At 50.8% G+C, this 25,922-nt stretch carries 25 protein-coding genes and 1 other RNA gene; 8 read left to right on the forward strand and 18 right to left on the reverse strand.

From position 1 onward, the window contains the following. From FXY30_RS06510 to FXY30_RS06555, 10 genes are all read right to left on the reverse strand, one after another. Positions 1–327: a DUF6110 family protein gene (locus FXY30_RS06510; RefSeq protein ID WP_071705849.1), complete on the reverse strand. Its 327-nt coding sequence runs from the start codon at positions 325–327 to the stop codon at positions 1–3. Positions 328–587: 260 nt separating this feature from the next. Beyond that, positions 588–1,307, reverse strand: a complete 720-nt coding sequence (locus FXY30_RS06515) for a DUF554 domain-containing protein (protein ID WP_071705850.1) — start codon at positions 1,305–1,307, stop codon at positions 588–590. 103 nt (positions 1,308–1,410) lie between these two features. Continuing rightward, positions 1,411–1,738, reverse strand: an RNA gene (gene rnpB, locus FXY30_RS06520) — RNase P RNA component class A. A gap of 24 nt (positions 1,739–1,762) precedes the next feature. Further along, positions 1,763–3,862, reverse strand: coding sequence for a ribonucleoside triphosphate reductase (locus FXY30_RS06525; protein ID WP_083428265.1), 2,100 nt, complete (start codon positions 3,860–3,862; stop codon positions 1,763–1,765). 220 nt (positions 3,863–4,082) lie between these two features. Continuing rightward, positions 4,083–4,769 carry an anaerobic ribonucleoside-triphosphate reductase activating protein gene (locus FXY30_RS06530; protein ID WP_071705851.1) on the reverse strand — a complete coding sequence of 229 codons (687 nt, stop codon included), beginning with the start codon at positions 4,767–4,769 and terminating at the stop codon, positions 4,083–4,085. 82 nt (positions 4,770–4,851) lie between these two features. Further along, positions 4,852–5,478: a hypothetical protein gene (locus FXY30_RS06535; RefSeq protein ID WP_147659392.1), complete on the reverse strand. Its 627-nt coding sequence runs from the start codon at positions 5,476–5,478 to the stop codon at positions 4,852–4,854. 10 nt (positions 5,479–5,488) lie between these two features. After that, positions 5,489–5,914 carry a PPC domain-containing DNA-binding protein gene (locus FXY30_RS06540; RefSeq protein WP_071705853.1) on the reverse strand — a complete coding sequence of 142 codons (426 nt, stop codon included), beginning with the start codon at positions 5,912–5,914 and terminating at the stop codon, positions 5,489–5,491. A 49-nt stretch (positions 5,915–5,963) separates the two neighbouring features. Then, positions 5,964–7,139 (reverse strand): ABC transporter permease, encoded by a 1,176-nt coding sequence (locus FXY30_RS06545; RefSeq protein ID WP_071705854.1) that lies wholly within the window; start codon positions 7,137–7,139, stop codon positions 5,964–5,966. Then, a complete protein-coding gene (locus FXY30_RS06550; protein ID WP_071705855.1) occupies positions 7,126–8,316 on the reverse strand; it encodes an ABC transporter permease in 1,191 nt (396 codons plus the stop codon). The genes FXY30_RS06545 and FXY30_RS06550 overlap by 14 nt, the downstream gene beginning before the upstream one ends. Further along, positions 8,309–9,253, reverse strand: coding sequence for an ABC transporter ATP-binding protein (locus tag FXY30_RS06555; protein WP_071705856.1), 945 nt, complete (start codon positions 9,251–9,253; stop codon positions 8,309–8,311). Before FXY30_RS06555 ends, FXY30_RS06550 begins: the two co-directional genes overlap by 8 nt. Positions 9,254–9,489: 236 nt before the next feature. Here FXY30_RS06555 and FXY30_RS06560 point away from each other — a divergent pair, with 236 nt between their 5' ends. Both FXY30_RS06560 and FXY30_RS06565 read left to right on the forward strand, forming a co-directional pair. Then, the gene (locus tag FXY30_RS06560; protein ID WP_157885044.1) at positions 9,490–10,593 is read left to right on the forward strand and encodes a sensor histidine kinase; all 1,104 of its coding nucleotides are present in this window, start codon (positions 9,490–9,492) and stop codon (positions 10,591–10,593) included. Continuing rightward, positions 10,590–11,237 (forward strand): response regulator transcription factor, encoded by a 648-nt coding sequence (locus FXY30_RS06565; protein ID WP_071705857.1) that lies wholly within the window; start codon positions 10,590–10,592, stop codon positions 11,235–11,237. Before FXY30_RS06560 ends, FXY30_RS06565 begins: the two co-directional genes overlap by 4 nt. An 87-nt stretch (positions 11,238–11,324) precedes the next feature. On the opposite strand, the gene thyX is transcribed toward FXY30_RS06565, so the two are convergent. The 3 genes from thyX to FXY30_RS06580 form a co-directional block, all read right to left on the reverse strand. After that, the gene (gene thyX / locus FXY30_RS06570; protein WP_071705858.1) at positions 11,325–11,951 is read right to left on the reverse strand and encodes an FAD-dependent thymidylate synthase; all 627 of its coding nucleotides are present in this window, start codon (positions 11,949–11,951) and stop codon (positions 11,325–11,327) included. Between the two features lie 39 nt (positions 11,952–11,990). After that, complete coding sequence (locus tag FXY30_RS06575; protein WP_071705859.1) at positions 11,991–12,275, reverse strand: OadG family transporter subunit; 285 nt, start codon at positions 12,273–12,275, stop codon at positions 11,991–11,993. A gap of 134 nt (positions 12,276–12,409) precedes the next feature. Continuing rightward, on the reverse strand, positions 12,410–13,969 hold the full coding sequence (locus FXY30_RS06580) for a pyruvate carboxylase subunit B (RefSeq protein WP_071705860.1): 1,560 nt from the start codon (positions 13,967–13,969) through the stop codon (positions 12,410–12,412). Positions 13,970–14,156: 187 nt separating this feature from the next. On the opposite strand from FXY30_RS06580, the gene FXY30_RS06585 reads away from it, so the two are divergent. The 3 genes from FXY30_RS06585 to FXY30_RS06595 are packed head-to-tail and all read left to right on the forward strand — an operon-like array spanning position 14,157 to position 16,420. Continuing rightward, positions 14,157–14,429: a type II toxin-antitoxin system Phd/YefM family antitoxin gene (locus tag FXY30_RS06585; RefSeq protein ID WP_071705861.1), complete on the forward strand. Its 273-nt coding sequence runs from the start codon at positions 14,157–14,159 to the stop codon at positions 14,427–14,429. Continuing rightward, on the forward strand, positions 14,416–14,730 hold the full coding sequence (locus FXY30_RS06590; protein ID WP_071705862.1) for a type II toxin-antitoxin system RelE/ParE family toxin: 315 nt from the start codon (positions 14,416–14,418) through the stop codon (positions 14,728–14,730). Before FXY30_RS06585 ends, FXY30_RS06590 begins: the two co-directional genes overlap by 14 nt. Positions 14,731–14,776: 46 nt before the next feature. After that, positions 14,777–16,420 (forward strand): M20/M25/M40 family metallo-hydrolase, encoded by a 1,644-nt coding sequence (locus tag FXY30_RS06595; RefSeq protein WP_071705863.1) that lies wholly within the window; start codon positions 14,777–14,779, stop codon positions 16,418–16,420. Here the strand turns inward: FXY30_RS06595 and FXY30_RS06600 are convergent. After that, the gene (locus FXY30_RS06600) at positions 16,415–17,233 is read right to left on the reverse strand and encodes a purine-nucleoside phosphorylase (protein ID WP_071705864.1); all 819 of its coding nucleotides are present in this window, start codon (positions 17,231–17,233) and stop codon (positions 16,415–16,417) included. The two genes, FXY30_RS06595 and FXY30_RS06600, sit on opposite strands and share 6 nt — an antisense overlap. A gap of 175 nt (positions 17,234–17,408) precedes the next feature. Between FXY30_RS06600 and FXY30_RS06605 the strand changes: the two genes are divergently transcribed. Beyond that, positions 17,409–19,490, forward strand: a complete 2,082-nt coding sequence (locus tag FXY30_RS06605; RefSeq protein ID WP_071705865.1) for an efflux RND transporter permease subunit — start codon at positions 17,409–17,411, stop codon at positions 19,488–19,490. Then, the gene (locus tag FXY30_RS06610) at positions 19,487–22,054 is read left to right on the forward strand and encodes a hypothetical protein (protein ID WP_071705866.1); all 2,568 of its coding nucleotides are present in this window, start codon (positions 19,487–19,489) and stop codon (positions 22,052–22,054) included. Before FXY30_RS06605 ends, FXY30_RS06610 begins: the two co-directional genes overlap by 4 nt. A 23-nt stretch (positions 22,055–22,077) precedes the next feature. On the opposite strand, the gene FXY30_RS06615 is transcribed toward FXY30_RS06610, so the two are convergent. Together FXY30_RS06615 and FXY30_RS06620 are read right to left on the reverse strand one after the other, a co-directional pair. Beyond that, complete coding sequence (locus FXY30_RS06615) at positions 22,078–22,827, reverse strand: RsmE family RNA methyltransferase (RefSeq protein ID WP_071705867.1); 750 nt, start codon at positions 22,825–22,827, stop codon at positions 22,078–22,080. Next, positions 22,827–23,213, reverse strand: a complete 387-nt coding sequence (locus tag FXY30_RS06620; RefSeq protein ID WP_071705868.1) for a metal-dependent transcriptional regulator — start codon at positions 23,211–23,213, stop codon at positions 22,827–22,829. Before FXY30_RS06620 ends, FXY30_RS06615 begins: the two co-directional genes overlap by 1 nt. Before the next feature lie 254 nt (positions 23,214–23,467). Between FXY30_RS06620 and FXY30_RS06625 the strand changes: the two genes are divergently transcribed. Continuing rightward, a complete protein-coding gene (locus FXY30_RS06625; protein WP_071705869.1) occupies positions 23,468–23,896 on the forward strand; it encodes an Hsp20/alpha crystallin family protein in 429 nt (142 codons plus the stop codon). A gap of 92 nt (positions 23,897–23,988) precedes the next feature. Here FXY30_RS06625 and thiT read toward each other — a convergent pair whose 3' ends face one another. Then, positions 23,989–24,597 carry an energy-coupled thiamine transporter ThiT gene (gene thiT, locus FXY30_RS06630; protein WP_157885045.1) on the reverse strand — a complete coding sequence of 203 codons (609 nt, stop codon included), beginning with the start codon at positions 24,595–24,597 and terminating at the stop codon, positions 23,989–23,991. A gap of 280 nt (positions 24,598–24,877) precedes the next feature. Beyond that, complete coding sequence (locus FXY30_RS06635; protein ID WP_071705870.1) at positions 24,878–25,921, reverse strand: PTS transporter subunit IIC; 1,044 nt, start codon at positions 25,919–25,921, stop codon at positions 24,878–24,880. Position 25,922: the final 1 nt, after the last annotated feature.

The following is a 25,922-nucleotide window of genomic DNA, read 5'->3' on the forward strand; positions in this document are numbered from 1 at the left end:
TTACTCTGCGCTTTCCTCATGCAGACTCGACTCGTCCGTCGCTTCCGCAACTTTCACGATATCTTTATTCGCCTCTTCCGCTTCCGCCGCTTCCTTCGCCGCTTCGGCTTTGGCCGCGTCTTCCGCCTTCTTTACTTTCGCTTCGGCAACGATATCACCGGTTTCTTCACGCACTTTTTCGATTGTCTTATCCAGACTCTCTTTCGCTTTTAATCCGCCTGCTACCGCACTGACCGCTAAAGAACGAGCTTTTTTGGTTTTCCAAAGTTTGTCCGATACCAAGCCAAGCAACACGCCTACGCCTGTATAAAGTAATTTCTTTTTCATCTTCTCCTCTTTTCTAACCAATGCGCTTCGAAGGAAACATTTTCCCTCGCCTACAACCGTGCATCACGATGTTTGAAGAAATGGTATCGTAGCTTTATTCGGGAAACAAGAGAAAAACTATCAATTTCTTTCTAACTTCTTCTCCTATCCTCCATTTCCCCTCGGTAATGCTGAAAGGAAACCCAACGCGGCCACATCGTGGCGGAAATACTATCGAACGAAGAATAGCACGCCCATAGCATCCGCATCATGAAAGCGCCTTAAAAAGGAAGATACGAGACAAGCACGGCAAAGACGAGTGCAGGTAACATATTCGCAACACGAAGCATTTTGCCCCAAACAAGGTTTATGCCGATACAAAAAATGAGGATGGCACCCATGAGGGAAAGGTCGATGAGCGCCGCTTCGGTTAAGACCGGTGCAATCCACGTCGCCAGAATCGTCAGTGACCCCTCAAAGAAAAAGACGATGACGGCTGAAAAGATCGCCCCCGGGCCAAGAGAGGCGGTCATGGCTAAAACGAGGAGAAAGTCCAACACGGACTTAACGACAAGGGTGGAAATATCATGGTTCGCGCCATCCTGCAAGGCACCGACTACGGCCATAGCGCCGATGCACACAGAGAGGGAGGTGGTCACGAAAGCCTCGACAAAGCGCGAGTCCTTTTCGTTTCCGGAGCGCTTTTTCAGCCATTCGCCGAAGGAAATAAGTCGCTGTTCCAAATCCAGTATTTCGCCGACGACCGTCCCGATGGCCAGTACAATCACGACGAAGAGCGTCCGACCGGCGATAAGATGACCGTTTTCAAGCCGCAACATACCCTGCATAGCGCTTGCCATAGCCATAAATAGGACGCTCACGCCGCAGCTTTTAATGACCGCTTCCTGTTGCTGTTGCTTAAATATACTTCTCGTAACCATTCCCACCAGACCACCGACAATGACGGCGGCCGTATTGATGAGCGTTCCCAATCCGACCATACATCCTCCTAAACAAATCGCGTGCAAAACTCCTTCTTACCAAGCACCGTTGCACGTCACACACAAAAATCGCGGGACCCGAAGGCCCCGCATCATTTTATTTCCGAAAAGCAAATCCATAAGCCGTGTTCTGTTTCTGAACATCATCTGTCTCGTCGTCCTGTTACCAGAACGCTCTAGCGATTCATCGAGCCGCAGCGAGCAACTGCCTGTTGGCTCTGATCTTGCACCGAATGGGGTTTACAGGGCCAACCTGTCTCCAGGTTGCCGGTGAGCTCTTACCTCGCCTTTCCATCCTTACCATTTCTGGCGGTTTCTTTCTGTTGCACTATCCTTAGAGTCGCCTCCACCGGACGTTATCCGGCATTCTGCTCTGTGGTGCACGGACTTTCCTCGAATAGGGTTCTCTTCGCGATGTTCCGACTTACTTTTCAGCGGCTCCATCTTACTGGAATTTAACACAAAGTGCAAGAATCATCGATGCCATCCGCCGTCGGATGATACACCCGACGATCCTCGTACTCCTGCTGTTTGCCATCGTTCCAGTTGCGCACCGGACGATAGTAGCCGGTAATGCGGCTGTAGACTTCCGCTTCTTCGCCACAATGCGGGCAAACGTGTTCTTCGCCGGGCAAATAGCCGTGATTCGGACATACGGAATACGTCGGAGAAATGGTGTAATACGGCAGATGGAAATTCTGTGCAATCGCGCGCACCAATGCCATGGCACTTTCCCAATCCGGGAGCTTTTCTCCTAAAAAGGTATGGAACACCGTGCCGGAAGTATACAGCGTTTGCAATTCGTCTTGCGCTTTTAACGCCTCAAACACGTCATCGGTGGCCCCCACCGGAAGATGTGAGGAATTCGTGTAATACGGCGTACCGTTTTCGTTTGCCGTCTTGATATCGAGGAAATCTTCCTTATCGTGCTTGGCGAAGCGATAGGTGGTCGATTCTGCCGGTGTCGCTTCCAGATTGTAAAGGTCGCCGTATTCTTCCTGATAATCGCTCAAGCGTTCGCGCATGTGCAGCAGCACTTCCTTGGCAAATTGACGCGTCTTGGCATCGCGCATATCTTTTCCGAGCCAGGTAGCGTTCAGGCCGACTTCGTTCATACCGATCAGGCCGATAGTCGAAAAATGATTGGTAAACGTACCCAGATAGCGTTTCGTATAGGGATAAAGGCCGGCATCCAACAGCTTGGTGATGACGTCGCGTTTGAGTTTCAGGGAGCGCGCGGAAAGATCCATCAGATAATCCAAACGCTTATAAAAATCGGCTTCATCTTTCGCCAAATACGCGATGCGCGGCAGGTTGATCGTGACCACGCCAACCGAGCCCGTGGATTCGCCGGAGCCAAAGAAGCCGCCGGCTTTCTTTCGCAGCTCACGCAGATCCAAGCGTAAGCGACAGCACATGCTGCGCACATCCGACGGATCCATGTCGGAGTTTACATAGTTGGAAAAATAGGGAGTTCCGTATTTTGCCGTCATCTCAAACAGCAGCTTGTTGTTCGTGGTTGGCGACCAGTCGAAATCGCGCGTAATCGAGTACGTCGGAATCGGATACTGGAATCCGCGTCCATTGGCATCGCCTTCGAGCATCACTTCGAGGAAGGCGCGATTCACAAGATCCACTTCTTCCTGGCAGTCGCCGTAGGTAAAGTCCATGGTTTTTCCGCCCACAACCGCCGGCATATCTTTCAAATCCGCGGGAACGCGCCAGTCCAGCGTAATGTTGGAAAACGGCGCCTGCGTGCCCCAGCGGCTCGGCGTATTCACGCCATATACAAAAGACTGTATGCACTGCTTCACTTCGTACAAATCCAAATGATCGACCTTCACGAAAGGCGCCAAATAGGTATCAAACGACGAGAACGCCTGAGCCCCGGCCCATTCATTTTGCATAATGCCCAAGAAGTTCACCATCTGGTTGCAAAGCGTCGACAGATGCTTTGCCGGCGACGAGGTGATCTTTCCCGGCACACCGCCGAGGCCTTCGTCGATCAGCTGCTTTAGACTCCAACCTGCACAATAGCCGGTGAGCATCGAGAGATCGTGAATGTGAATGGCCGCCGACTTATGCGCCTCCGCAATTTCCTTATCGTACACCTCGGAGAGCCAGTAATTTGCCGTGATGGCTCCGGAGTTGGAAAGAATGAGGCCACCAACGGAATATGTGACGGTCGAATTTTCTTTCACGCGCCAGTCATTGATTTTCAGATAATCATTCACCAGCTTTTTGTAGTCAAGGAGCGTATCGTTTACGCGGCGTAGCTTTTCGTGCTGTTGGCGATACAGAATATAGGCCTTCGCAACGTCGGGATACCCGCTATTGGAGAGCACGCGCTCGACGCTGTCTTGAATCGCTTCAACCTCAAGAATGTTATCCTGCGCATGTTTGCTCGCATCCGCTGTCGCACGCAGCGCTAAAAGCTCCAGAATGTCGTCTGAGACGGGCGTCGCAGTAGAAAGGAAAGCCTTTTTCATGGCGTCCTGAATTTTCTGGATGCGATAGGCAACATACGACCCATCGCGTTTCTTTACGGTGATCATGGCTTCCTCCTTTTTCCTTGCGCCGATCGCGCACGGGATAAAAAAACAGGGCAACTACGGTTTTGCCCTCTTTACCGAATAACGTAAGGATAGTGTAACACGATACATGAAATTGCACAATATATAGTATTAAAATATTTCTCATCTACCATATATGCTTACTAAAAGAGTAGGAATTTAGCAGCGAATTCTTCTTGAATCACAAAAAAAGCGCCTGTGATCAGGCGCGGATTTCGACTTGTTTAACCGTTCGTCGCAAGAGAGCCGCGTACGTGTCGAGCGTTTCCCGGCTCGGCGTGCCGAGTGTAGTATCCGGCACAAACTCCGACACGCGAAACGGCTGTAAAGCATAAAAATGGGCACCGGCGAGCCACTCTCCGATCACCTGAAAAGAATGTAAATCATGAAAACGCGTGGTCACCGTGGTGCGAAATTCCACACGGATATCCGCATCCAATAAAAGATCCACACTCGCAGCAATCCGCTCCATGTCAACATGAGAAAGGCCGACGGTTTCCGCATAGCGCGCCGGCTCGTTTTTAATATCCATGGCCACCATATCGAGAAGGCCTTCCTTCAAAAGTGCTTTCAGACGGTCCGGATATAACCCATTCGTGTCCAGTTTTATGGCAAAGCCCATGGCGCGCACGGTGCGAATCACTTCCGCCAAATCGGCTCGCATGAGCGGTTCCCCGCCGGAGAAACACACGCCTTGCAGAAAGCCCTCACGCAAGCGCAAAAAATCATACAGGCCCTGTTCGTCCATGATGCCGGGCCGATTTACCTCCCAAATTTCCGCATTATGACAATAGGGGCAGCGCATCGTGCAGCCGCCCAAGAAGACGGTTGCCGCCGTCCGTCCGGGAAAATCCAAAAGCGATAACTTTTGCAAGCCGTGTATAATCATCGGTTTCCTTCCCCAACAAGCACTGCAATGCCGTTATACGGCAAAAGTGCTTAAAACGCGTGTAGCATCCAATAGTAAAGACCTATGCCCGAAGCAGACAAAGCGCCGCATAGGAACCTTGCCAGGTGCCGAGACCGGCCACATCCACATACTGCGGCGTTACCGACCAGTGCGTGTTGATACGCAGATAGACGCGCCGTTGATCGCCTTTTGTCCAAATCTCCGCGCCGTAAAAAGTTACGGTATGACGGTGATAGGGCTTATGCGTAAAGCTGATGATGCCCGGACGATGTGCCCGCAGCTCGTCAAGAACCAGGTCTTGCAGTTCCTCGCGCGGAGTCAGCACAAAAACCGTATGCGCTTTTCCGGGATAGCCGAACGAACGCCACGTCCGACGGGCAAGCTCCGATAACCGCCAGGGAAACGTCCCGATGAGCGGATGATAAATCACCCGCGAGCGTGCCAAATTCTGCACAACGGAAAATACTTCCTGCGGATCCGCAGGAAGTTTGGTAAAGCCCTGACGGCGAAAACAGGAAAAGACTGATGTTAACGCCGTCAGCGAGCAATGGTTCGTATAGGGAAATTGACTCATTTGCAGCAACGGATACTCCGAAAGAAGAAGGCGTTCCGCACAATGCCATCCGGTCCCTTCCTTTTGCAGAATATCCTGCGCCGGATCGGTAATGGGCAGACGAGTCGCACGCATCGCTTTGCGCTCAGTCCAGAAAACGGAAGACATTTAATCCGATGCGTTCATCCTTTTCGCGTTCCACGGTGCCGTCCAGAACACGAATAAACAGTTCCCCCGTCGCAAAAATTCGCGCTTCATTCAGATGTCCACCGAACGCATGGCCTTCTTTATCCGCCGCCGTCAGATGGATGTGCGCATAGTATTCGTCTTCCATTGTCGTAATATTGCCGTAGAGCATAGTGATTTCTGCCGGGAACGTAAAGTGATTTTTATAATATTTTTGCTCGTTCACATCGTAGCAACCGACTGTAAAATCGTCGATGGCGCCGATACCGCGCACCTCCGCCAGCTTCACCTTTTCCGCCTTGGCCACTTTCTCCAACTGCTCGTGAATTTCTTCTCCTCGTTGCAAACGACACACGATGGTATCGCCAAAGCGTCTGTATTCCATGGCTCCTCCTTATTCTTTCGTTTCCTTCGTTCTGCTCCATTATACCCCACTACCGAGCTTTGCTCTGTTCCCGGCGCAAAATGATGGTCAAGAGGAACGTCGTCACCGCAACACCCAGAAGTAGAAGGAGATTGCGATTTACCAACGCGTAATCGATTTTCGCCGCACTGACATGTGTCAGATGATCAATGGTGTTCATCAGCCAATAGGAGGGGAATATGCGCGATGCTTTTACGACGAAATCCGGAAGCAGAAAGCTCGGAACAAAAACACCGGTGGAAAAGGCCACCAATAATGAATAGGCGGTGCTAAAGAACGAAGCTGCATTTTCCGATCGAAAAATCTGCATGATAAACAGGATCAGTCCGTTGATGGCTAGAGCGTGCACCGCAGAAGTCAGAACCCCAACTTGTGCCTGTCTCGTCTCGAGCACGTCAAAGCCCACAATAGCAAGGCTGATTAGCATGAAGATCGCCCAGAGGAAAAACATAAATACAAAGGACGAAAGCGTAATTTGTCGCGTCCTGGTCGCCTCGTCATAGCCGCTGATCAGCTCACGAGCCTTTATTTTCGGATCTTCTGTACGGGCAATGGTCATGCCCACACATATAAAACCGGCGCTTAAGAGGACGTAAAGAATGACGCCAAGCATTCCCATGAAGAGTTCAATTTGCGCACTGTTTTCGTGGCCATTTACAGCGATTTGTCCCTCCAGTTTCGTATCCATGATTTTTGTCATGTACGACTCAAGAAAATCACTTCGCTCACTTCCCTGCACGGAAGAAGGAATATGACTGTCAAAGAGGCGATAACTCGTGGCATAAAGAGTAATCTGGCGATCCAATACCTGTACCGGCGTATCATTTTTACTGACGAAGGTCTGTACGTCGAGCCGGCTTCCCGTCTCGGGAAAACGGAAGGTTTCAGGAATCACCAGGACATAGTCCACCTTGTCCCGAAAAATGGAAGCGTTCCACGCTTTTTCATCCGTTCCGGCGTCCACGATCTCGTTTGTTTTCTTCAAATACGCTTCAAGGCTCTTGGCGAACGCATCCTGACTGCGATTAATCAGTGCTAACCGCGGCTTTCTTTCCTCTACAAAAGCGGCTTCCTCGGTCTGATTCCTCGCCATGAGTAAAAAGAGCCCAAAAAAAATGCCGAAAGTAATCAGTAAAAAGCCTTTATTGTGGCGTGCGATTTTGAGAAACAGCTTATAGGCTCTCATAGCGATCCCTCCTTAATGCGATGATGGTGATGCCAAGAAAAAGAACGAGGGTGATAGCCAGATGCGCCATCGCCGTATGATAAATCTCGCCCACTCCCTGTGTATAGAGACCATACAAACCGTCGTTCACCATATTAACCGGATTGAGTGCATCCAATAACGGGGCAGCAGCCTGCACACTCGTCCGTACGCCGGAAACCATCATGCCCGACAAAAAGCCTAAGAAAAGGGGCAATAAGATACCGATGGCCTGGCGGACCCCTTTTGCTTCCGGCAACAGGGCAGCCACCACAACACCGATCACGATGCCACAACACTGCCCCAAAAAAAGCAGAAGCAAAAGAGCCCAAATATTCGTCTTCGTCGCCGCTTCTGCGCCAAGGAGGCGAAGCAGTAGGTAGAGAACCAGGGTAAAGCCGATATAAATGACCAGATAGGCGCCAAAATGAAGCACAAAGCTTTTCCGACGCTCCAATGGGGATATCTGCTCTCGCAAGCCAAGTGGGCCTTGGTTCGCATGCAAGTTATCCAAAAGATGATTGCCCATGGAAAACGCATAAAAGGTGATGTAGGCAATGCAGGCGAACTGAAAACTGAGCATTTGATCGACGCCGCCTGTACGCAGATCCGGATTTACTTCCAGCGCTTCTACTTTTTGTTCTTGCGCTACCGCCGGCACCGATGTTGGAGCTTTTGTCACAGCAGATTTTGCAATTTCCTCCATATTGGTTTTGGTTTGGTACGAGCGCAATATCTGCTGTACAATCATCAGCACATAGGAACGCGCCATGCGCGTTTCATATTTTCCGGCTTTGGCATCCAGTACGATGGCGTCGATAGCGCCGGCATTCATCGCGGCTCGCGCTTCTTCGAGTGTGGAGAAGTTGCCATACACGAGTGGAAGTTTAGCATTTTTTTCCGGCGTCTCCTCTGTCCACTTTTGATTTTTCCAAACGCCTTTCTTGGCCTCAAGATCCGCCATAAAATCCGGGAAATCCGCCTCTTGTCCTTGAATCAACCCGATACGACTGACCGGCAAAGAGAGGTCTTCCTTTGTGGTCGGACGAAAGACCATGCTGAAAATGAGTAAGAGCACAACCGGCAAGGAAAAACCCCAAATCAGCGCTTCCCGCTGGCGGATGATCTGTTTCAGGTGATAAGCGAAAAGTTTACGCATGATCACGCAGCTCCTTTCCGGTGATTTCCAGAAAAACATCATTTAAGGTGGGTCGATCGGTTTCAATGGACAATAGAGAAATACCTTTTTCTTCTAATCGATGGATGAGATCAATGGCGCTCATGGCAGACGTGCGAAGCTGCAGTTGCAGATATTTTCCGTCATAAGAAGGCGACACGAATGCGGGCTCTTGCCTAATCCAGGCCAGTTGAGCGTCGGTAAGTTCTGCAACCCCCACTTTTACCGTCTCCCTCAGCGACGTTTGCGCCAGAATTTCACGGCTGGTTCCTTCCACTAACGACTTCCCGTGATCCAAAATGACCAAGCGATCGCACAGCAGTTCAATTTCTTCCATGTAGTGTGACGTATAGATGACCGTGGCACCCTCATCCCGCAGCTTACGAATGCCTTCCAGAATGCGGTTTCGGGATTGCGGATCCACCGCAACAGTCGGTTCATCCAAGATCAGAAGCCGCGGCTTATGCGCGATGCCGCAGGCTAAATTGAGACGTCGCAATAATCCGCCGGAAAGTTTGGATGGATGAAAATGACGAAAATCCTCCAGTTCTACAAAGTGAATGGCCTCTTCTACCAATGCTTTGCGTTTCTTTTCGTCCTGCACATAGAGACTGCAGAAATAATCAATATTCTCCTGGACAGTCAGTTCTTCATAGACCGCCACGTTCTGCGGTACCAGTCCGATCTGTTTTTTGACGGATGCATTTGTCGAGGACATCGGTGTGCCAAAAATTTCAATCTCACCATGGTCAAATTTGAGCAAGGCTAAAATGCAGTTAATCAAGGTCGTCTTACCGGATCCATTCGGACCCAACAAGCCAAATATCTCGCCTTTATCTACGGTCAAGCTGAGATGGTCAATGGCTACCAGTTCTTTGTAACGCTTGACCAAATCGTTGACCTTTACCACATGTTCCATATTGCCTCCTTATATTGAGCTTTTGACGCCGTTTTTCAGATGGTTGTCGCTTTCGTTATTTTGCTTTTCTTCTTTTCTTTATTCTCAGTGTAAACGGAGCAAGAGAAGAAAACGAGAGTCTTCTGTCATGATCTCACATGACAAATGTCATCTTCCGTTGTCTTTTATCCCCGGTCTTGCCTTTGCTATAATAAATGTGTCGGAAAAGCGGCAAGGTTCAGCCAAAGGAGGCAATCGTGAAGCGATTTTATTTGTGGGGTGGCGTCGTTCTTCTCTCCGTTCTTGCCACCTTCTTTTTGTCCGCGTTGCCTCTATCCGTGGATGCATATCTTCATATTCTGTTTATTCTTAGCGGCAATGCTCTATTTTATCTGTTGTCGCTTTTGGCACCGGAAAAAGTATCCCAAAAGCACAAGGCATTTCTTTTCCTTCTATCCGCGTCCTTAATCACCTTGTTCAGCGGATCGCTTCCCTATCTGGTGGCCTTCCTTCCGGGACTCTTTTTTCTTCTTCCGGATTCGTCCCCTATTCGTTTAACGGGTATCTTGCTTTTTCTTATCGTTTTTCTTTGCTGTGGCGTCTCGCCGTACACGCTGTTACTCAGCGTTCTCGCCTTTTATGCGAATTATGTGGCCGGTACATGGCGCAAAGACAGCCATCGCTTGGAAAAAACCTTGTATTCGCTGGATGAAGAGACGCAGAAATCCAATGTGCTCAACCGTCGTTATCTCGCTCTGGAAGAATCGCAGTCTCTTCTGCAGGATAATGCCATCCTTCAGGAACGACAGCGCATTGCGCGGGATATCCATGACCACGTCGGGCATGAGCTGACGTCTGCCATTCTCCAGTTAAAAGCGTTGGAATTTCGAATCGCAGATCCATCCCTGCTTGTTCCTGTCCGTCAATTACTGGAGGAGAGTATGACGGAAATCCGTAACAGCGTACACAATCTGCATGATCAATCGTTGAATTTAGCCGAAGAAGTTCAGCTCCTATTGGATCGCTATACCTACTGTCCGGTCTATAAAGAAATCCATCTGCAAACCGAACCACCTGGTGCAGTCCATTTTACGCTTCTGGCCGCCATTAAGGAGGCATTAAAAAACACTGCCACCCATTCCAATGCGACAAAAGCGGAAATTCTTTTAAGCGAGACGCCAACGTTTTACCGCTTATTGCTTGTGGATAACGGTACGACAGCTGTCAAACATCCTGAAGCCGGCAATGGGCTTGGCCTGCTTTCCCTACAACAGCGCGTAGACGCCTTGAACGGTTCCATGAACATCTCCGTGGAAAACGGCTTTCGTCTGTTTATCACGTTGCCAAAGGAGGACGTATGAATTTAGTCATTGTGGATGATGATCCCATTGTCGTCGAAAGTCTTCGTCTCATCATTGAAGGCGGCTCAAAAAGCTATCCCGAGGCCATTACGGTGGTCGGAACGGGAAACAGCGGGGAGGATGCTGTAGAGCTCTATGCAAAAACCCATCCGGACATTTTGCTTCTGGACATTCGTATGGAAGGCATGAACGGACTCGATGCAGCGAAAGAAATTTTGCGCCAGGACCCCCATGCGCCGATTTTATTTCTCACGACGTTTCTGGATGAGGACTATATTGTGGAAGCGCTTCGCCTCGGCGCACGCGGCTATTTGCGAAAGTCCGGCGTGGAGTCCCTTCTTCCCTCTCTCTACGCCGTGCAAAACGGGCATCACGTCTATGGCGATGAAATTGTAGAAAAATTACCGCACCTGCTTCAACGTCCTCACCAAGCCGCCAACGATCCGTTTGCCGCGCTAAAGGAGGACGAATGGAATATCGTGCGTTTGGTCTCCGAAGGAAAAAGCAATAAAGAAATTGCGGATGCCCTTCACTTCTCGGAAGGAACCATCCGCAATTATCTCAGTTTAATTATGGAAAAATGTCAGGTGCAGGGGCGCACGCAACTGGCCATTGCCTTTTACAAGGCCGGCCACATTCATTAGCCTATGTTAGGGCGCCAAATAGCCGCTCCCTGCGTCTTTCGCCGCGTGGACACGCTTAGCCATGCGCTACCTTCTTTTCGATGACGCTTAGTCTATCGTAATGTCCTCAAACAGATCCGGCAACAGCTCCCGGAACTTCGGCAACAGAAGGCGAACGATCTCACGAATTTGCGGATGCGCCGCTTTGGAGCCGCGCAGGCGCAGGAAATGGCGCCATTCCCGCATATTCATCGTTACGACGATTTCCGTTTTTAGGCTGTTCGGCAAAATGCTGCGCGCTTCTTCCGGTGTCGCACCGGCTTCAATCAAAGCAAAATAGCCTTTCTCAATGGAAGCCATTTGTTCTTTCCATAGGGTGTAGCAAGTGTCGCCCTCATTCCAGAACAGTGGTTTGATGAAGGTAAGCTCGTTTCCAAACTTATCTTTGGTGTAATTGCAGTAGCGCGTGCTTTCCTGGCTGTAGCTGGCAATGCGATGACGAACGATTTCATGCGTCACGCCGCGGTCACAGATGATTTTCACACTGAGCTTTTCGTGTTCGATCACGCTCTCATGCCCGCTTTGTACCAAACGGCGCAGAAACGGTCCCGCCGTATTTTCTTTGATATTCGCTTCGCTTTTGTAGCAAACGCGCCCTGCCGCTTCCATATTGCGCAGCATCTGACGGGGATCCGGATTTCCCAGAATCTCTATGGACGGAGGAATAATCTGCATCAGTATCTCCTTTTCGAGCTCTCTGGCAATAGCTTTCGTTTACAGTTCACGGCAGGAGAGAACACGCACATCGCCTTTTGCTCTCTCTTGCGCCACGCAGGAGGCTGTGAGCATGGCAATCATGCGACCGTCCAAGGCCGATTTTGCGGCAGCCTTTGCAGCGGCCGGCGCTTTTTTAGCCGGCTTTTTCGGCGCTTCTTCTTCGCCGCCCGGAATATACTTCAACAAGCTGATAATAGCCGTTAGCAAAATCAGGATGAGAAATACAATGAGCATCGAAAACGCGCTGACGAAAAGGGCATCGCTTAAACCAAATGGATTCATAATACGTCCTTCCTTAGTTTTTGCGCAAAATGGTAGCGAATGAGCGCTCCTTCGCGCATAGCTTTAAATCGACATGTTCACCGGTTCTTGCCGATGAGAAATCGGTATTGTTTTACCTGTTATTTTATTCTATCCTATTTCCCCTCGGGAAGAAACATCTCGAAGCATTCCGCTCCGCCACCGGAGGACAAATGGGCGGCTACCGCCATAACAGCCACTTTTTCTAGCGTAACGGATTCGCTATTCGATGTCGTCGCTGCCTGTGTTGCTGCAGCGGCCGCTGCCGCTTTTTCCTGTTTGGCTTTCTCCTCCGCTTCTGCTTTGGCTTTGGCCGCAGCTTCTTCCTCTTTCCAGGCTCCGGTCAGCAAAGACTCCACCTGTTGCGGGAACAGAATATAGGCAATAACTTCTTCTTCGGCCGCTTCACGTCCCAACGCTTTTTCCAGTTTTTTCTTCTCGTCTTCATAGATAAACGGAAGATCATCCGGGTCGGTCGGCTTTTTCGGCTCGATGCCTTTCAAAACCTTGGCCACCACCTCGGGGTCTTTCTCAGCCGGCGAGCGTCCATAAAAGCCTTGCACATAATCTTTAATCTCCTTCGGCACCATTTTATAGCGTTCGCCGAAGAGCACGTTCATGACGGCCTGTGTTCCTACCATTTGGGAAAGCGGCGTGACCAGCGGCGGATAACCCATATCTTTTCGCACATTTGGCACCTCTTTAAGAACATCATTAAAGCGATGGCCTTGCTTCTGGCCTTCCAATTGGCTTAAAAGATTGGAGAGCATGCCGCCCGGAACCTGATAGGTCAAGATCTTGGGATTCGGTACCAGGGAGCGTGCACGCATGTCCCCGGAAGCAATGTATTTCGAAGCCAGACGATCGGCAATCTCGTAGGCTTCGCTGAGGGCTTCGCGATCAATGTTAACCTCGCGCCCTGCAAGCTTGGCCACTTCGAGAAGCGTCTCATCTGCCAAGTGGGATGTTCCGCCGGAGAAGGGAGAAATGCAGCCATCCACAATATCCACCCCGGCCTTCATGGCCTCCAGCATGACCAATGCGGTCGCGTTGCCGGTGGTGTGGGTGTGCAAATCGATGGGCACATCCACCGCTTTTTTCAGCGCCGAAACCAGCTCATAGGCATTTTGCGGCGTGCAGATACCGGCCATATCCTTGATACAGATGGAGTCTGCACCCATGTCGACAAATTCTTTCGCCAGCTTGACGTAGTACTCATTGTTGTGCACCGGGCTTACGGTGTAAGCGATGGCCCCTTGTAGATGACCATGATGCTTTTTGACAAAGCGAAACGCATTCTTGAGATTATTGGTATCATTCAGGGCATCGAAGCAACGAATGACATCAATGCCGTTTTCGATGGTCAAACGAATGAAACGCTCCAGCGTATCATTGTCATAATGGCGATAGCCTACGATGTTTTGCCCACGCAGAAGCATCGAGAGCTTGGTGTTCTTTGCCGCCTGACGAATTTCGCGCAGATTCTCCCATGCACTTTGATGCAAAAAGCGAAATGCAGAGTCAAACGTTGCCCCGCCCCAAACTTCCATCGAATGGAAGCCCACTTTGTCCAACGCTTTCGCCAAGGTAATGATGTCTTCGCGCTGCATGCGCGTGGCCAGTAGCGACTGATTGCCATCTCGAACCGTTAAATCTTGAATAAACACTTCGCTCATTTTATGTCCTCTCTGTCCATCCGTGTCGACTCACTGCCCTTATTATAGTGAATATTGATGAAAAGGGAAAATGTTTGTGTGGCTTTTCGTGAAGTCTTATTTTTCTCTTCGCGACGGATTATTTTTGCCGTTCCTAAAGAAATAAGTGTATACTATCTTTAGATTTTCCAGATAAGGAGGTTCCCAAATGCCCAATATCAAAACCAGTACGGATTTACGTAACAACTATAATGAAATTTCTTCTTTCTGTCACGAATCTGACGAACCGCTTTTTATTACAAAAAACGGGCGCGGTGATTTAGCGGTAATGAGCATTGATTTTTATAACCGGATGATGGGAAGATATGAGCTTTATCAGCTGCTTGAGCAAAGTGAAGCCGATTTTGCGCAGGATCGCACCATGTCCTTTGCAGACTCCCTGAAAAGTGTCAGAGAAAGTTTGGAAAATGGAACACTATGAAGTTCTCGTTTCCGAATCCTTTCATCGAGATCTGACCAACATTGTGTACTACCTTGCTCATCAATTGGATGCGCCTCTTGCCGCTTCCTCTTTTTTGGCAAATGTGGAGAAAACCGTGGAAAGCCTCTCGTTTATGCCTTATCGATTTTCCCTCGTAGATGACGCGTATCTTCGTCCCAAAGGCTTTCGAAAATGCGTAATCAAGAACTATCTTCTTTTCTATCGAATCCGGGAAGAAGACAAAACGATAGCAATTCACCGTCTTCTCCATACCAAACAAAACTGGTTACAAATTTTATGATTTTCTCTGCCGATCTTTAGTTTTCAAAAAGCGAGAGGAGCTTTTTATGCGTTCCAAACGGATTGAATCGCTGTTAAAGGAATTTATGGCCTTGCCTACCGTAACGGGCACCGCCGACGAAAAGTTGGCTTTGCCGTTTTATCGCACGTTTTTTTCGTCACTTCCCTATTTTCAGAAAAATGCAACGCATTGGGGAACCTTTCCCTGCTCGGAGGATCGTCTTAATCGCGAAATCGCCTGGGGCTTGGTGCGAGGGAAAACTACGCGAACCGTCGTTCTTATTCATCACATGGATGTCGTAGATGTGGAGGCCTTTGGGGATGCGCAGGCTCTTGCCTATCGTCCGGACGGTGTAAAACCTCTTTTTCGGGAGGGCGCAATTCCCGTCGATGATGACGTACGAGCCGATTTGCAGGGAGATACCTGGATTTTCGGGCGCGGCACCTGCGATATGAAAGGCGGTGCTGCCATTCAACTGACGCTGCTCGAGGAATGGGCGCAAAAGGCAAGTAAAGGAGAGTTGCCGGAAGGCAGCCTTCTCGTAATCGGTGTACCGGATGAAGAAACGGGCTCCGCCGGTATGCGTGCGGCTGCGTCCCTTTTTGCGAAACTGGAAGAACAATTCGGTTTGCAGTACATACTGATGATCGATTCGGAGCCGCATCATCGTTCCTCTCCGGATACAAGGGTGATTCATGACGGCAGCATCGGCAAGATGATGCCCGTTGTTTTGGCACGGGGCAAAAGCGTCCATTTAGGCGATGTGTATTCCGGTCTCAACCCGATTCATCTGATGAGCGCTCTGGTGCGACAAACGGAACTTTGGCCCGCCATGGTGGAACATCGCGGCAACGCCACCACGCCGGGTGCTACCTGGTTGGGGCTCCGTGATCGGCGAAAAGCCTACAACGTGTCCTTGCCGGAATTGGCCGGAGGCTATCTGAATGTGCTTACGCTTACGCGCACGCCGCAGGAGATCCTCTCGGCGATTTGTCGAGAAGCAGCCATTGCGGGAGCAAAAGTGTTAGCAGATCGCAAAGGAAGCTATCTGCCCTATCGGCAGGAAACGCCCTTTGCTCCGGACGAACCCGCTCCTCTTTCGGTGCAGGTGTTGACTGTACAGGCGCTGAAAACGGCATTGCAAGAACAGAACGTGGACATTGCCTCGCTGGAAAAACCTATTGCGGAAAAAGTAAAAAATGGCGATCTCGATTTTCGGGAAGGCGCGCTGCAACTGATGGAGACCTATCTTCGCCATTGGCAGAGCGAGGATCCCTGCTTTTTGATCGGTTTGGCCGCGCCCTACTATCCGCCGGTGAACAACGCTGATCTGGCAAGTCGAAACGCTACGGATGCTCTCGTTGCCGAACTGTCCCGCTTTGTTACGACACATTTCGATCAAACGCTCTACGTCGATAATTATTTTCGCGGAATTTGCGATCTCTCCTATGCGATGTTTACAGCCGATCCGGCGACAATTTCTTTCGTGGAACACAATGTCCTGTTCTGGAATCAAGGATATTCCATTCCGCTGGATGCGATCCGTCGTTATACCATGCCAGTTTTAAACATCGGACCCTGGGGAAAAGATCTGCATACGATCCGCGAGCGGGTGCATAGGGAAGACTTAACCATAAAAACGCCCGCTCTTATGGAGGAAGCCATCGAGCAGGCGTGGGAAAAGCTATAGTGCCACAAAGCCGCGAAGCATCGCTTGAAAGCGTGTAGCCGCCTTCTTTCCCTCTTCAATGACTTCCTCTTCGCTGAGTTTTTCGGCACCGACGCCGGCGGCGAGATTGGTGGCCAGCGAAACGCCCACCAGGCGCACACCCATGTGGTGCGCGGCAACGGCTTCAATAACTGTCGACATGCCCACCATATCCGCGCCGAGAGTGGCTGCCATGCGGATTTCAGCCGGCGTCTCATAGGCAGGCCCCGTAAACTGCATATACACCCCGTCATGCAGCGTACAGCCGGCAGTCTCGCCCGCACGGCGCATGCGTTCACGCAATTCGCGATCGTAAACTTCGCTCATATCCGGAAAACGCACGCCCCAGGCTCTGACATTTTCGCCAAGAAGCGGCGACGGAACAAAGGATGAAATGTGATCCTTAATTAGGCAAAAATCCCCTACGTGATATGTCTTGTTCACCGCGCCTGCGGCATTCGTCAAAATCAACGACTCGATTCCAAGCGATGCCATCAGCCGAATGGGCAAAACGCAATCCGACACGGGATAGCCTTCATACAGGTGAATGCGCCCTTGCATCATCACCGTAGGTATACCTTCAAAACGACCAAAAACGAAACGTCCGACATGACCCGGAGCTGTTGTTGTTGGGAATCCATCAATTGATGCATACGGAACATAGATGGGATCTTCCATGGCCTCGGCCAGATCGCCCAAGCCGGAACCCAACACAATGCCTATGCGCGGCATCTCCTTCAGACACACACGAACCCGCTGTGTACAATGCTCGACTTTTTGCTGTATCGTATTCATTTCCTGCCTCCTTTGCCCCTTTTTACAATTCCACGACGGGAATCATCATATTTTTCCCAACTCTTTTCGCTAAAATCACGTATCATAAGTATAGAAGAAAAAATCCACGATCACCAGGCGAAGAAAAGGTGTTTTGCTTTCGCTCTGTTGGAAAATACCAAGGTAAGGGGTGCTTATGAAACGAAGTGCTGCGTTTGTATTACGCCATCGCATCGCCGTCCTCCTGTTGTTTGTCGTCCTGACGACGCTTTCCGCTTTCGCGGCAACAAAGGTTCCGGTGAACTACGATATGGCGGATTATCTTCCTGCCGGGGCGCCATCCGCCAAGGCGCTGCACACATTAAAAAAAGACTTCGATTTTTCCATGCCGAATGCCCGTGTTTCGTATCCGGTCGATTCTGTGCGCGAAGCGCTTACGATCAAAGCAAAGCTGCAAGCAGCCGATTGCGTTGACCAGGTGCTATGGCTCGATGACATGGTAGATATCCACACGCCTACGGAACAGCTTGATCAGCGTACCGTAGAAACGTACCTGAAAGACGGTCGAGCCATGTTTCAAGTTTCTGCGGATACCGTCAAGGCCCGCGATTCCGTGAAATTTTTGCGTTCTGTGAAAGACGACTGCTGGATCTCCGGTCAGCTGATGGAATTGGCCAGTGCACAAAATGCCGTGAATACCGAAATTCAATCCATTACGCTGTTCATCATCCCCATCGTCTTTGCCATTTTGCTCATCAGCACGTCGTCTTGGCTACAGCCGTTTCTGTTCTTATTGACCATTGGGGTGAGCGTATTGCTCAACCTCGGCTCAAACCTAATTCTGGGCAGTGTGTCATTCATCACCCAGGCCGTTTCCGGGGTCCTACAGCTGGCCGTATCCATGGATTACGCAATTTTCTTGCTCAACCGCTACAATATGAACCGAGCTGCCGGCATGGAGAATAAGGAAGCCATGGCGGCCGCCATTGTGCGTTCCTCGGTTGCGATCGCCTCTTCCGCCGCCACCACCTTTTTCGGCTTCTTGGCGTTGCTCTTTATGCAATTTCGCATTGGTGCCGATCTTGGCATTGTGATGGCGAAGGGCATTGTCTTCTCGTTTTTAACGGTACTCCTCTTCCTTCCGGCTCTTATTCTCGTGCTGCAACGTCCGCTGGATCGCTTAGCTCATCGCCCGCTGCTTCCGAATTTTCAACGCGTCGGCAAATTGATTTATCGCAGGCGGTATCGTTTTGTTCTGCTGATCGCCATTATCCTTGTTCCGGCGTTTTTAGCGGCACAGAATAATGCCTTTGTCTATGGAATGGGAAACTATCCGAAGGGAAGTGCCGCCGAACATGATGTGCAAGCCATCGATACGCATTTCGGACAGCAACAACAAATCTCCCTTTTAGTACCACGAGGCGATTTGCAGAAAGAACAACGGTTGCAAAACAAGCTCGAAAGAATCGGGCCGATCGATACCGTCATGTCCTATGTTTCCATGGCCGATGCCGCAATCCCTCAGGAGGTTGTGTCAAGAAAAGGACTGGATCTTCTGGTTTCACCGAATTACAGCCATTTCATTTTGAATGCAAACATGGCACGAGAAGGAAAGATCGCCTTTGCGACGGTGGCGGAAATTCGTGATGCTGCAAAAGAACTATATGGCGATACGATACAAATGACCGGCTATCCGGTGGTAACGGACGATATGCGCGCAACGGTGCGTTCCGATAACCTCATTGTGAACGGACTCGCAGTACTTACGATCGCCCTGACCATTGCAATCGCCTTCCGCTCACTCTTCCTGCCTATTCTTCTGGTGATGACCATTGAAGTCGCCATCTGGCTCAATCTCTCTGTGCCCTATTTCACGGGATCACCGTTAAGTTATATCGGCTTTCTCATCATTTCCACCGTACAGCTTGGTTCCACTGTGGATTATGCCATCCTGTACACGGAACATTACTGCGATCATCGTACGCGACGCAATCGTCGTGAAACGCTGGACTTGGCGGCTCGGGAAACCATTCCCTCGCTTTTACCTCCGGCAATGATTTTGACCTGTTCCGGGCTGGTTCTCTATCTCACCTCTTCCCTGACGATTGTCAGCGAGCTCGGTGAAGTCCTTGCCCGTGGCGCAGCACTTTCTCTGCTCATGGTCATTTTCGTTTTGCCGGGATTGCTCTTTGTCTTTGATCGTCTTGTGGAACGCACGTCATTCGGTCGCCATTTTATGGCGGATCATCAAAATGCTTTTACGAAGGAGGAGCTATGAATCATTCCACTCACAAACCAAAACGCATTACCAGCCTTCTTCTTGCGGCTGCCTTGCTTACTATGCCTCTCTCTATGCCGGTTTCTGCGGAGTCCGGGTCTGCCTTTACCGCAGATGTTCTGGCCGGAAAGCATAAATCGGAAGTTGTATACGCTTCCCTGCAAACTAATGGTGCCGTAAAAAACATCTATGTCGTGAATCGATTTGAACCAAACGGCGAGCCTATGAAAGATTACGGCGAATACAAAGCGGTAAAGGAAATTTCCGTCGAAGGCGATCTGCAGGCTGCACAAGGAAACGAAAATGCGGTAAAAACAGGAAAACGCGCCTTCTTCTACCAAGGAGAACTGAGCGGTCGCAAGCTTCCCTGGACCATCACTTTGCGCTACACACTCGACGGGCAACCCGTTTCCGCAGAGCAGATCGCCGGAAAATCCGGAACCTTCGGCCTGGAACTGACCATCACGCCAGTAGCGCAACGACCGACCGGAAACAGCTCGAAAGAAGACGCAAGCGATTCCTGGGCGGAACAGCTGATGCTGCAAACCTCCATCACGCTTCCGCAGGATGTGGCGGAAAACATTACGGCCGAAGGCGGAACGCTGGTGCAGGTGGGCGGCGATCGACAGGTCAACTTTGTCGTGCTTCCCGGAAGCGAGGCCAAGACGTTTACGCTGCATGCCAAGGTAACGAATTTCCATCTTCCCTCCATCACGATTGCCGGCGTCCCCTTCTCGATGGATCTCGACAATTTTAAGCTTCCCGATTTTTCACAAGATCCGGATCTGAAAAAGTTACAAGAGGGCACAAAAGCTCTCAATGATGCCGGTTCCCGTTTATCCTCCGGACTTTCCACCGCCAACGAAGGCTACAATGCCTTAGCACTTGGCTATGGTCGTCTTTCTTCGGCATTTAGCACCCTGAAGGGCTCTTCCGACCGTTTGGCGCAGGGCAGCAATCAGTTTTTTGACGGACTCCAAGCCTTGCAAGAAAACGGAAAAGCGCTACGTGAAGGACTGGGTTCAAGCATCGATGGAACGGACGCGTTACAAAGCGCCATGAAGCAGGTGAATGACGGCTGGCGCAGCTATGTGGACGGCGTCGAGCGATACGTGGCGGGATCCAAGCAAAGTGTCGCGGCGGTTACGCCGCTTTCCGATGGTGCCAATCGTTTGTTGGAAGGCGCTACGCAGACACGGGATGCTTTGACCACCTTCAGCCAGGAAGGAGCAAAGCTTCTCGGTTATTCCGGACAGATTCAAGAGGCGCTTCACAAGCTGAACGCTGCGCTTTCCTCCGGAAGCAGCACTCCCACGCCTACCCTTCCCACCGCTGCGGAATTACAAGAAGCAAAAACGCGTGTCGCGGGATCTGCCCAACAATTGCAAGAAGCAAAAGGTGCGGTGGATACGGTCTATGAGGCCTTTGGAAATCAAATCGCCGCCGTGGAAAATATGCCGGAGCCCACGATAGATCAGGTTGTACAGGAGGCCCATTTATCCTCCGACGCCTTAAAAAATAAGGATGTCCAAAGACTTCTCGCCTATCAGAGCAATAAGGCAAAAGAACAAAAAGCGGCTCAACTGCAGGCGCTTCACGCGCTCTACGATACGGCCGGCTCCACGGGACAGGCGCCTTTGCTGCAATTGAAAAATGCCATGACCGAAACCGCGAACCAAGCGAACGAAATGGAATCCGCCATGACCACGGCCATCGAGAATTTACAAAAGATTGTGGAAGCTGTGAACACCATCCGTCAGAGCACCGGCCCGGTGAGCGAGGGCGTACAACAACTGAAAGAGCAATATGATGCCTTTCATAATGGATTGGAGCAGTATACTAAGGGAATTCAAACGTTGAGTCAAGGCTTCGGGCAGAAGGATGACACGAACGGATCCTCCACGACCGATCCGCAACAGCCGACGTTCTATGCGGGTCTTGAAGGTCTTGCTCATGGCCTGGAACAATGGAAAACGGGCAGTGCGGCACTGGTAACCGGCGGAGAAGCTCTCACCGCGCCCGATACCACACAAGCATTACTCAACGGACAGGAGCAAATCGCTTCAGGCGTTGGCCGCCTCACAGGCGGGCTGGGAGAGCTGTTCGGAGGCATGAAAGCCTATACGAACGGCGTCGACCAATTAGCGGAAAACGGCAATGCGTTACAGAGCGGTCTTTTGCAGTATATGGACGGCGTAGGAAAAGCCTCCGATGGCATGGGACAATGGCAGGATGGCTTTATCCGCTTCGGCAACGGCCTTTCGTCCGCAGCCAATGGTGCGCAACAGTTGGCAAACGGAACCGCGCAATTCGCTGCACAGAGCAGTGATATGAACGGCAAGATCAAGGAAAAAGTCCAGTCTATGGTGGACGACATGAAGCCGAAAAAGCAAGACATCACCTCTTTCGCAGATGCACGAAACGGCAAGATTGCAGAGGTACAATTCGTCTTGATGACGGAAGAGATCCGTCTGCCGAAGGAGACAAAAAAAGAAGCGCCGGCTGTGGAAAAGACGGGCTTCTTCGATCGTTTACGCAACTTGTTTGCACCGAAAAAAGACTGACCCTGTCGAAGAGACCTTCGCTCTCAACGATTCCTCGCCCGCCTCTCCTGCAACTGGGCAGCCATTCCGACACTGAGTATCGCGGCCGTCTCCGCACGGAGGATGCGCGGCCCAAGGCCGGCAAAGGCTACCTTCTCTTCGGCGAAACGGGCGAATTCCGTGGAAGAAAATCCACCTTCCGGACCGATGATCAAAACCATGGCTTTTTCAGGCACCACCGAGTCAAGCACTTCGCTTAACGGTGGCGCTTTTTCTTCTTGGCGTTCCGCGAGCACGATGGCAAAAAAATCGTCTCGTTGACGAACGACGGTGAGAAGTTCCTCCAGCGACAATGTCTTCTGTATGTACGGAATACGATGGCGTTCACACTGTTCCGCCGCCTCCTGCAGAATGCGATGCTCTCGCGCAAGACGATTCGGCGAGGGCTCCGCTTCGTTTACGCGTTCTGTCAGTATCGGCCAGATTTCCGAAACACCCAATTCGGTGGCCTTCTGCAGCATCCATTCCCACTTTTCCTTTTTGATTCGTGCGGGAGCCAGAATAAGCGGTGTAGACAGTTCGCGCCTCTCCTGCAGCGCTTCGACACAGTCGGCTTCCACGCCGTTCTTCTTAAGAACAAGGCGCGCCAGAAACGGCATGCCCTCGGCATCAATGAGGCGCACCGTCTCACCGCCACGCACACGCAGGACGCGGCGAAGCTGTCTTTCGATATCTGCGGGAAATATCACATGCCCACCGACCGCAAGCGGCGCGGAAATAAAAAATTGCTGCATTATTTTTCGGATCTCCGAATATTTTGATCGAAATAGGCGCGTAGGCAATCAAAGGTTTCCGCGGAGATGGCATGCTCCACCTTGCAGGCATCCTCTTCCGCCACCTCGGGGGAAACGCCGACGTGCAAGAACCAGTCCCTAAGCGTGCGATGACGCAAATCAATTTCTTCTCCAATCGCTCTTCCCGAAGAAGAGAGTTGAAGAGAACCGTCATCTTCCATCGTCACGCGACCTTCTTGCTCCAATTTTTTCATAGCGTTGCTGACCGACGCACGGCTTAATTCCAGATGATTGGCAACATCTATCGAGCGCACTACGCCAAGATCTCGTTCCAAGACGACAATGGCTTCGAGATAATTTTCTTCTGAGTCATGAATATTATGCATGGTTCCTCCTTAGACGGAAAGACCGGAAACTTTCCTCGTTTTTTATTTCGCTATAAGATTACCCTAACCACGTCAAACCTCACGACTAACCGTATTTTTCATTCCATTTCTACAATTTCGGAGGTATTATCACTCTAATTCATTGAGTGCTAATTTTTCTTGACATTAAGGTCAAAGATGGTATAATAAAGACACGTTGAGGAAATCACAACGAACAAATGTGAATAGCTCCCTACGGGAGGAAAGGAGACAGTATGAAACTGGTACCGTATAGAAGAACTTTATCCCCGAGCTTTGCCGTGATGAACGACATGATCGATGACTTTTTCAAAAGCGGATTGGATAATGCCGTTTATGACTCGTTTAAGGTGGACGTTGAAAAAGAGGCGGACAAATACGTCGTTACGGCGGATCTTCCCGGCATGACCAAAGAAAACGTGGATGTCGAAGTGGAAGAGGGTGTGCTCACCATCTCTGTGCATCAGGAAGAGGAAAGCGAGCAAAGCGATAAAGAAAAGAATTATTTACATCGCGAACGCCGCATGACCAACAGCTCCCGTCGCATCCGTCTCGGCGACATCAACGAGGAAGCCATTAAAGCCGGCTTGGAAAACGGTGTGTTGCGTGTAGAGCTGCCCTTTGCGCAGGAAGTGACCAAAAAGAAATCCATCACCATTCAATAAGCGCTGCCCTTCGCGTTTCGTAGCAAAGCAAAAAAGAAGCCCAAAAATTTCGGGCTTCTTTTTTTATGCCATCAGAAGCACAGGCCGTGCTTTTAAGCGCGATGCATGCGTTTTCGCAGCGGTTGCCATGCCAGAGCGAGCACCACGAGGCAAATGAGAAAATCCACGCCTAAAAACGACGCGTTATACTGAAAGCTATACACAAAGCCGGCTCCCATGTTGGAAAGCGTGAATGCCTGTCCCAGCGAGGCGCCCGCCTTGGTAAAGTCGATGGTGGAATAAAAAATGCATCCCGAAAGCACGTGCATGGCTAAGCGCAGCGCCACAGCAAAAAGCAACGACGGCAGATGCGAAAAGAAGCTATCTCCTTCGGAGGCGCGTTGCAAACCGGCAAATCCCAGCATCATGTAGGCCAACGGGTAGTCCAGCAACACCTGAAGCGGATGAACGGTATATCCTCCCAACAGATAGTCCACCAAGCCGTAGACCAGTCCTACTAAGAGTCCTTTTTTCCATCCCCAACGGATTGCAAAAAATAGGATCGGCGCCATGGAGGCCAAGGTCACGCTGCCACCCATCGGCATTTCGAAAAGCTTAATAAACGATAAAATTTTTGCCAAAGCGATCATAACGCCGGCTTCCGCTACCATGCGGGTAGAGAAGCCGTTGCTGCTCGGCATTTTCAAGGTTGATTCCGTCATACTTTCTCCTTCTGTTCTTCGCATGACCGTCTTTTTCGCGTTCGATCGAAACGTCCGGTCACCCGAATGTTGCCGTTCAATATCGGGAAAAGAAAAACGCCGCAGAGCGGCGTTACGGAATTCCTACTGAATTCTCTCGAGCTTCCCTCCGCTATCATTACATAGATCAGGTTCGGGGTTGGTTTGCACCTCTCAGCCGTAGCACCCCCAGTCGATATTGAATTGTTTTCATTTTACCGATACGATGCCGTTTCTGCAAGTCGTTAGCACCGTCTTTGCTTTATTTTTCCCGCTTGGAAAAGGCCAGCCTGAGATCGCCGGATGCAATCCATCCCCTTCCGCGCATCAAACGATACACAGCATACGATAGAATCGCCGGCGCCAGAAAGTGCATTACGACCATTTGCAGGAGCACAGAAGGTGAGTGCCCCATCACATCCAGCATCGCAAACTGTCCGACCAAACCGCTCGTTCCCATGCCGGCGCCGGAGGCGTTGGAAGTCATACCCAGCACTGCCGTGGAAATGGGCCCAAGAATAGCAGAGGAAACGATGGCCGGAAGCCACACGATCGGCTTTTTGATGATATTGGGCATTTGCAACATGGAGGTGCCGATTCCCTGTGCTAAGCTGCCGCCAAAGCCGTTGTCACGATAGGAAATGACCGCAAAACCGATCATATTGCAGCAGCAGCCCACTGTTGCAGCACCGGCGGCAAGGCCGGATAGGCCAAGAGAAATCGACAAGGCCGCACTGGAAATGGGCAAAGTCAAGATCACGCCCATCAGTACACTGAGAACAATGCCCATTGGAATCGGCTGCAGCTGGGTGGCACGGTTAATGAGGTCGCCCAGACCATTCATCATGCCCGAAATATACGGGGCCAGGAAGAAGCCGACGAGGCCGCCGGTCACAATGGTCACGAAGGGAACGAGCACGATATCCACCGGCGTTTTCCCCGCCACGCGACGGCCGACTTCTACGCCCGCAAGTGCGGCGACAAAGGCGCCCACCGGTTCCCCAATGCCGATGGTCGCAACGCCCGCAGCATCGAAGACAACGCTACCGGCGCCCAGTGCGCCCAATACCACAGCGGAAAGAACGACAAGAGCCGGGGCATCCAATACGGCAGCGACACCAACGCCAATGGCGGGGCCCATGAGCTTCTGTGCGACCGAGCCCATGGTAACCAACAAAGGAATGTGCGCCAAGGTGCCGATCTGTTTAATGATTAATCCGATGAGCAACGAGGAAAACAGCCCCCATGCCATACCGTTTAATACGGTTGTCCAATACTCGCGAATGGGATGTGCCGTGTTTTTCATC

This window comes from Murdochiella vaginalis (assembly GCF_902381775.1).
Lineage (GTDB): Bacteria > Bacillota > Clostridia > Tissierellales > Peptoniphilaceae > Murdochiella > Murdochiella vaginalis.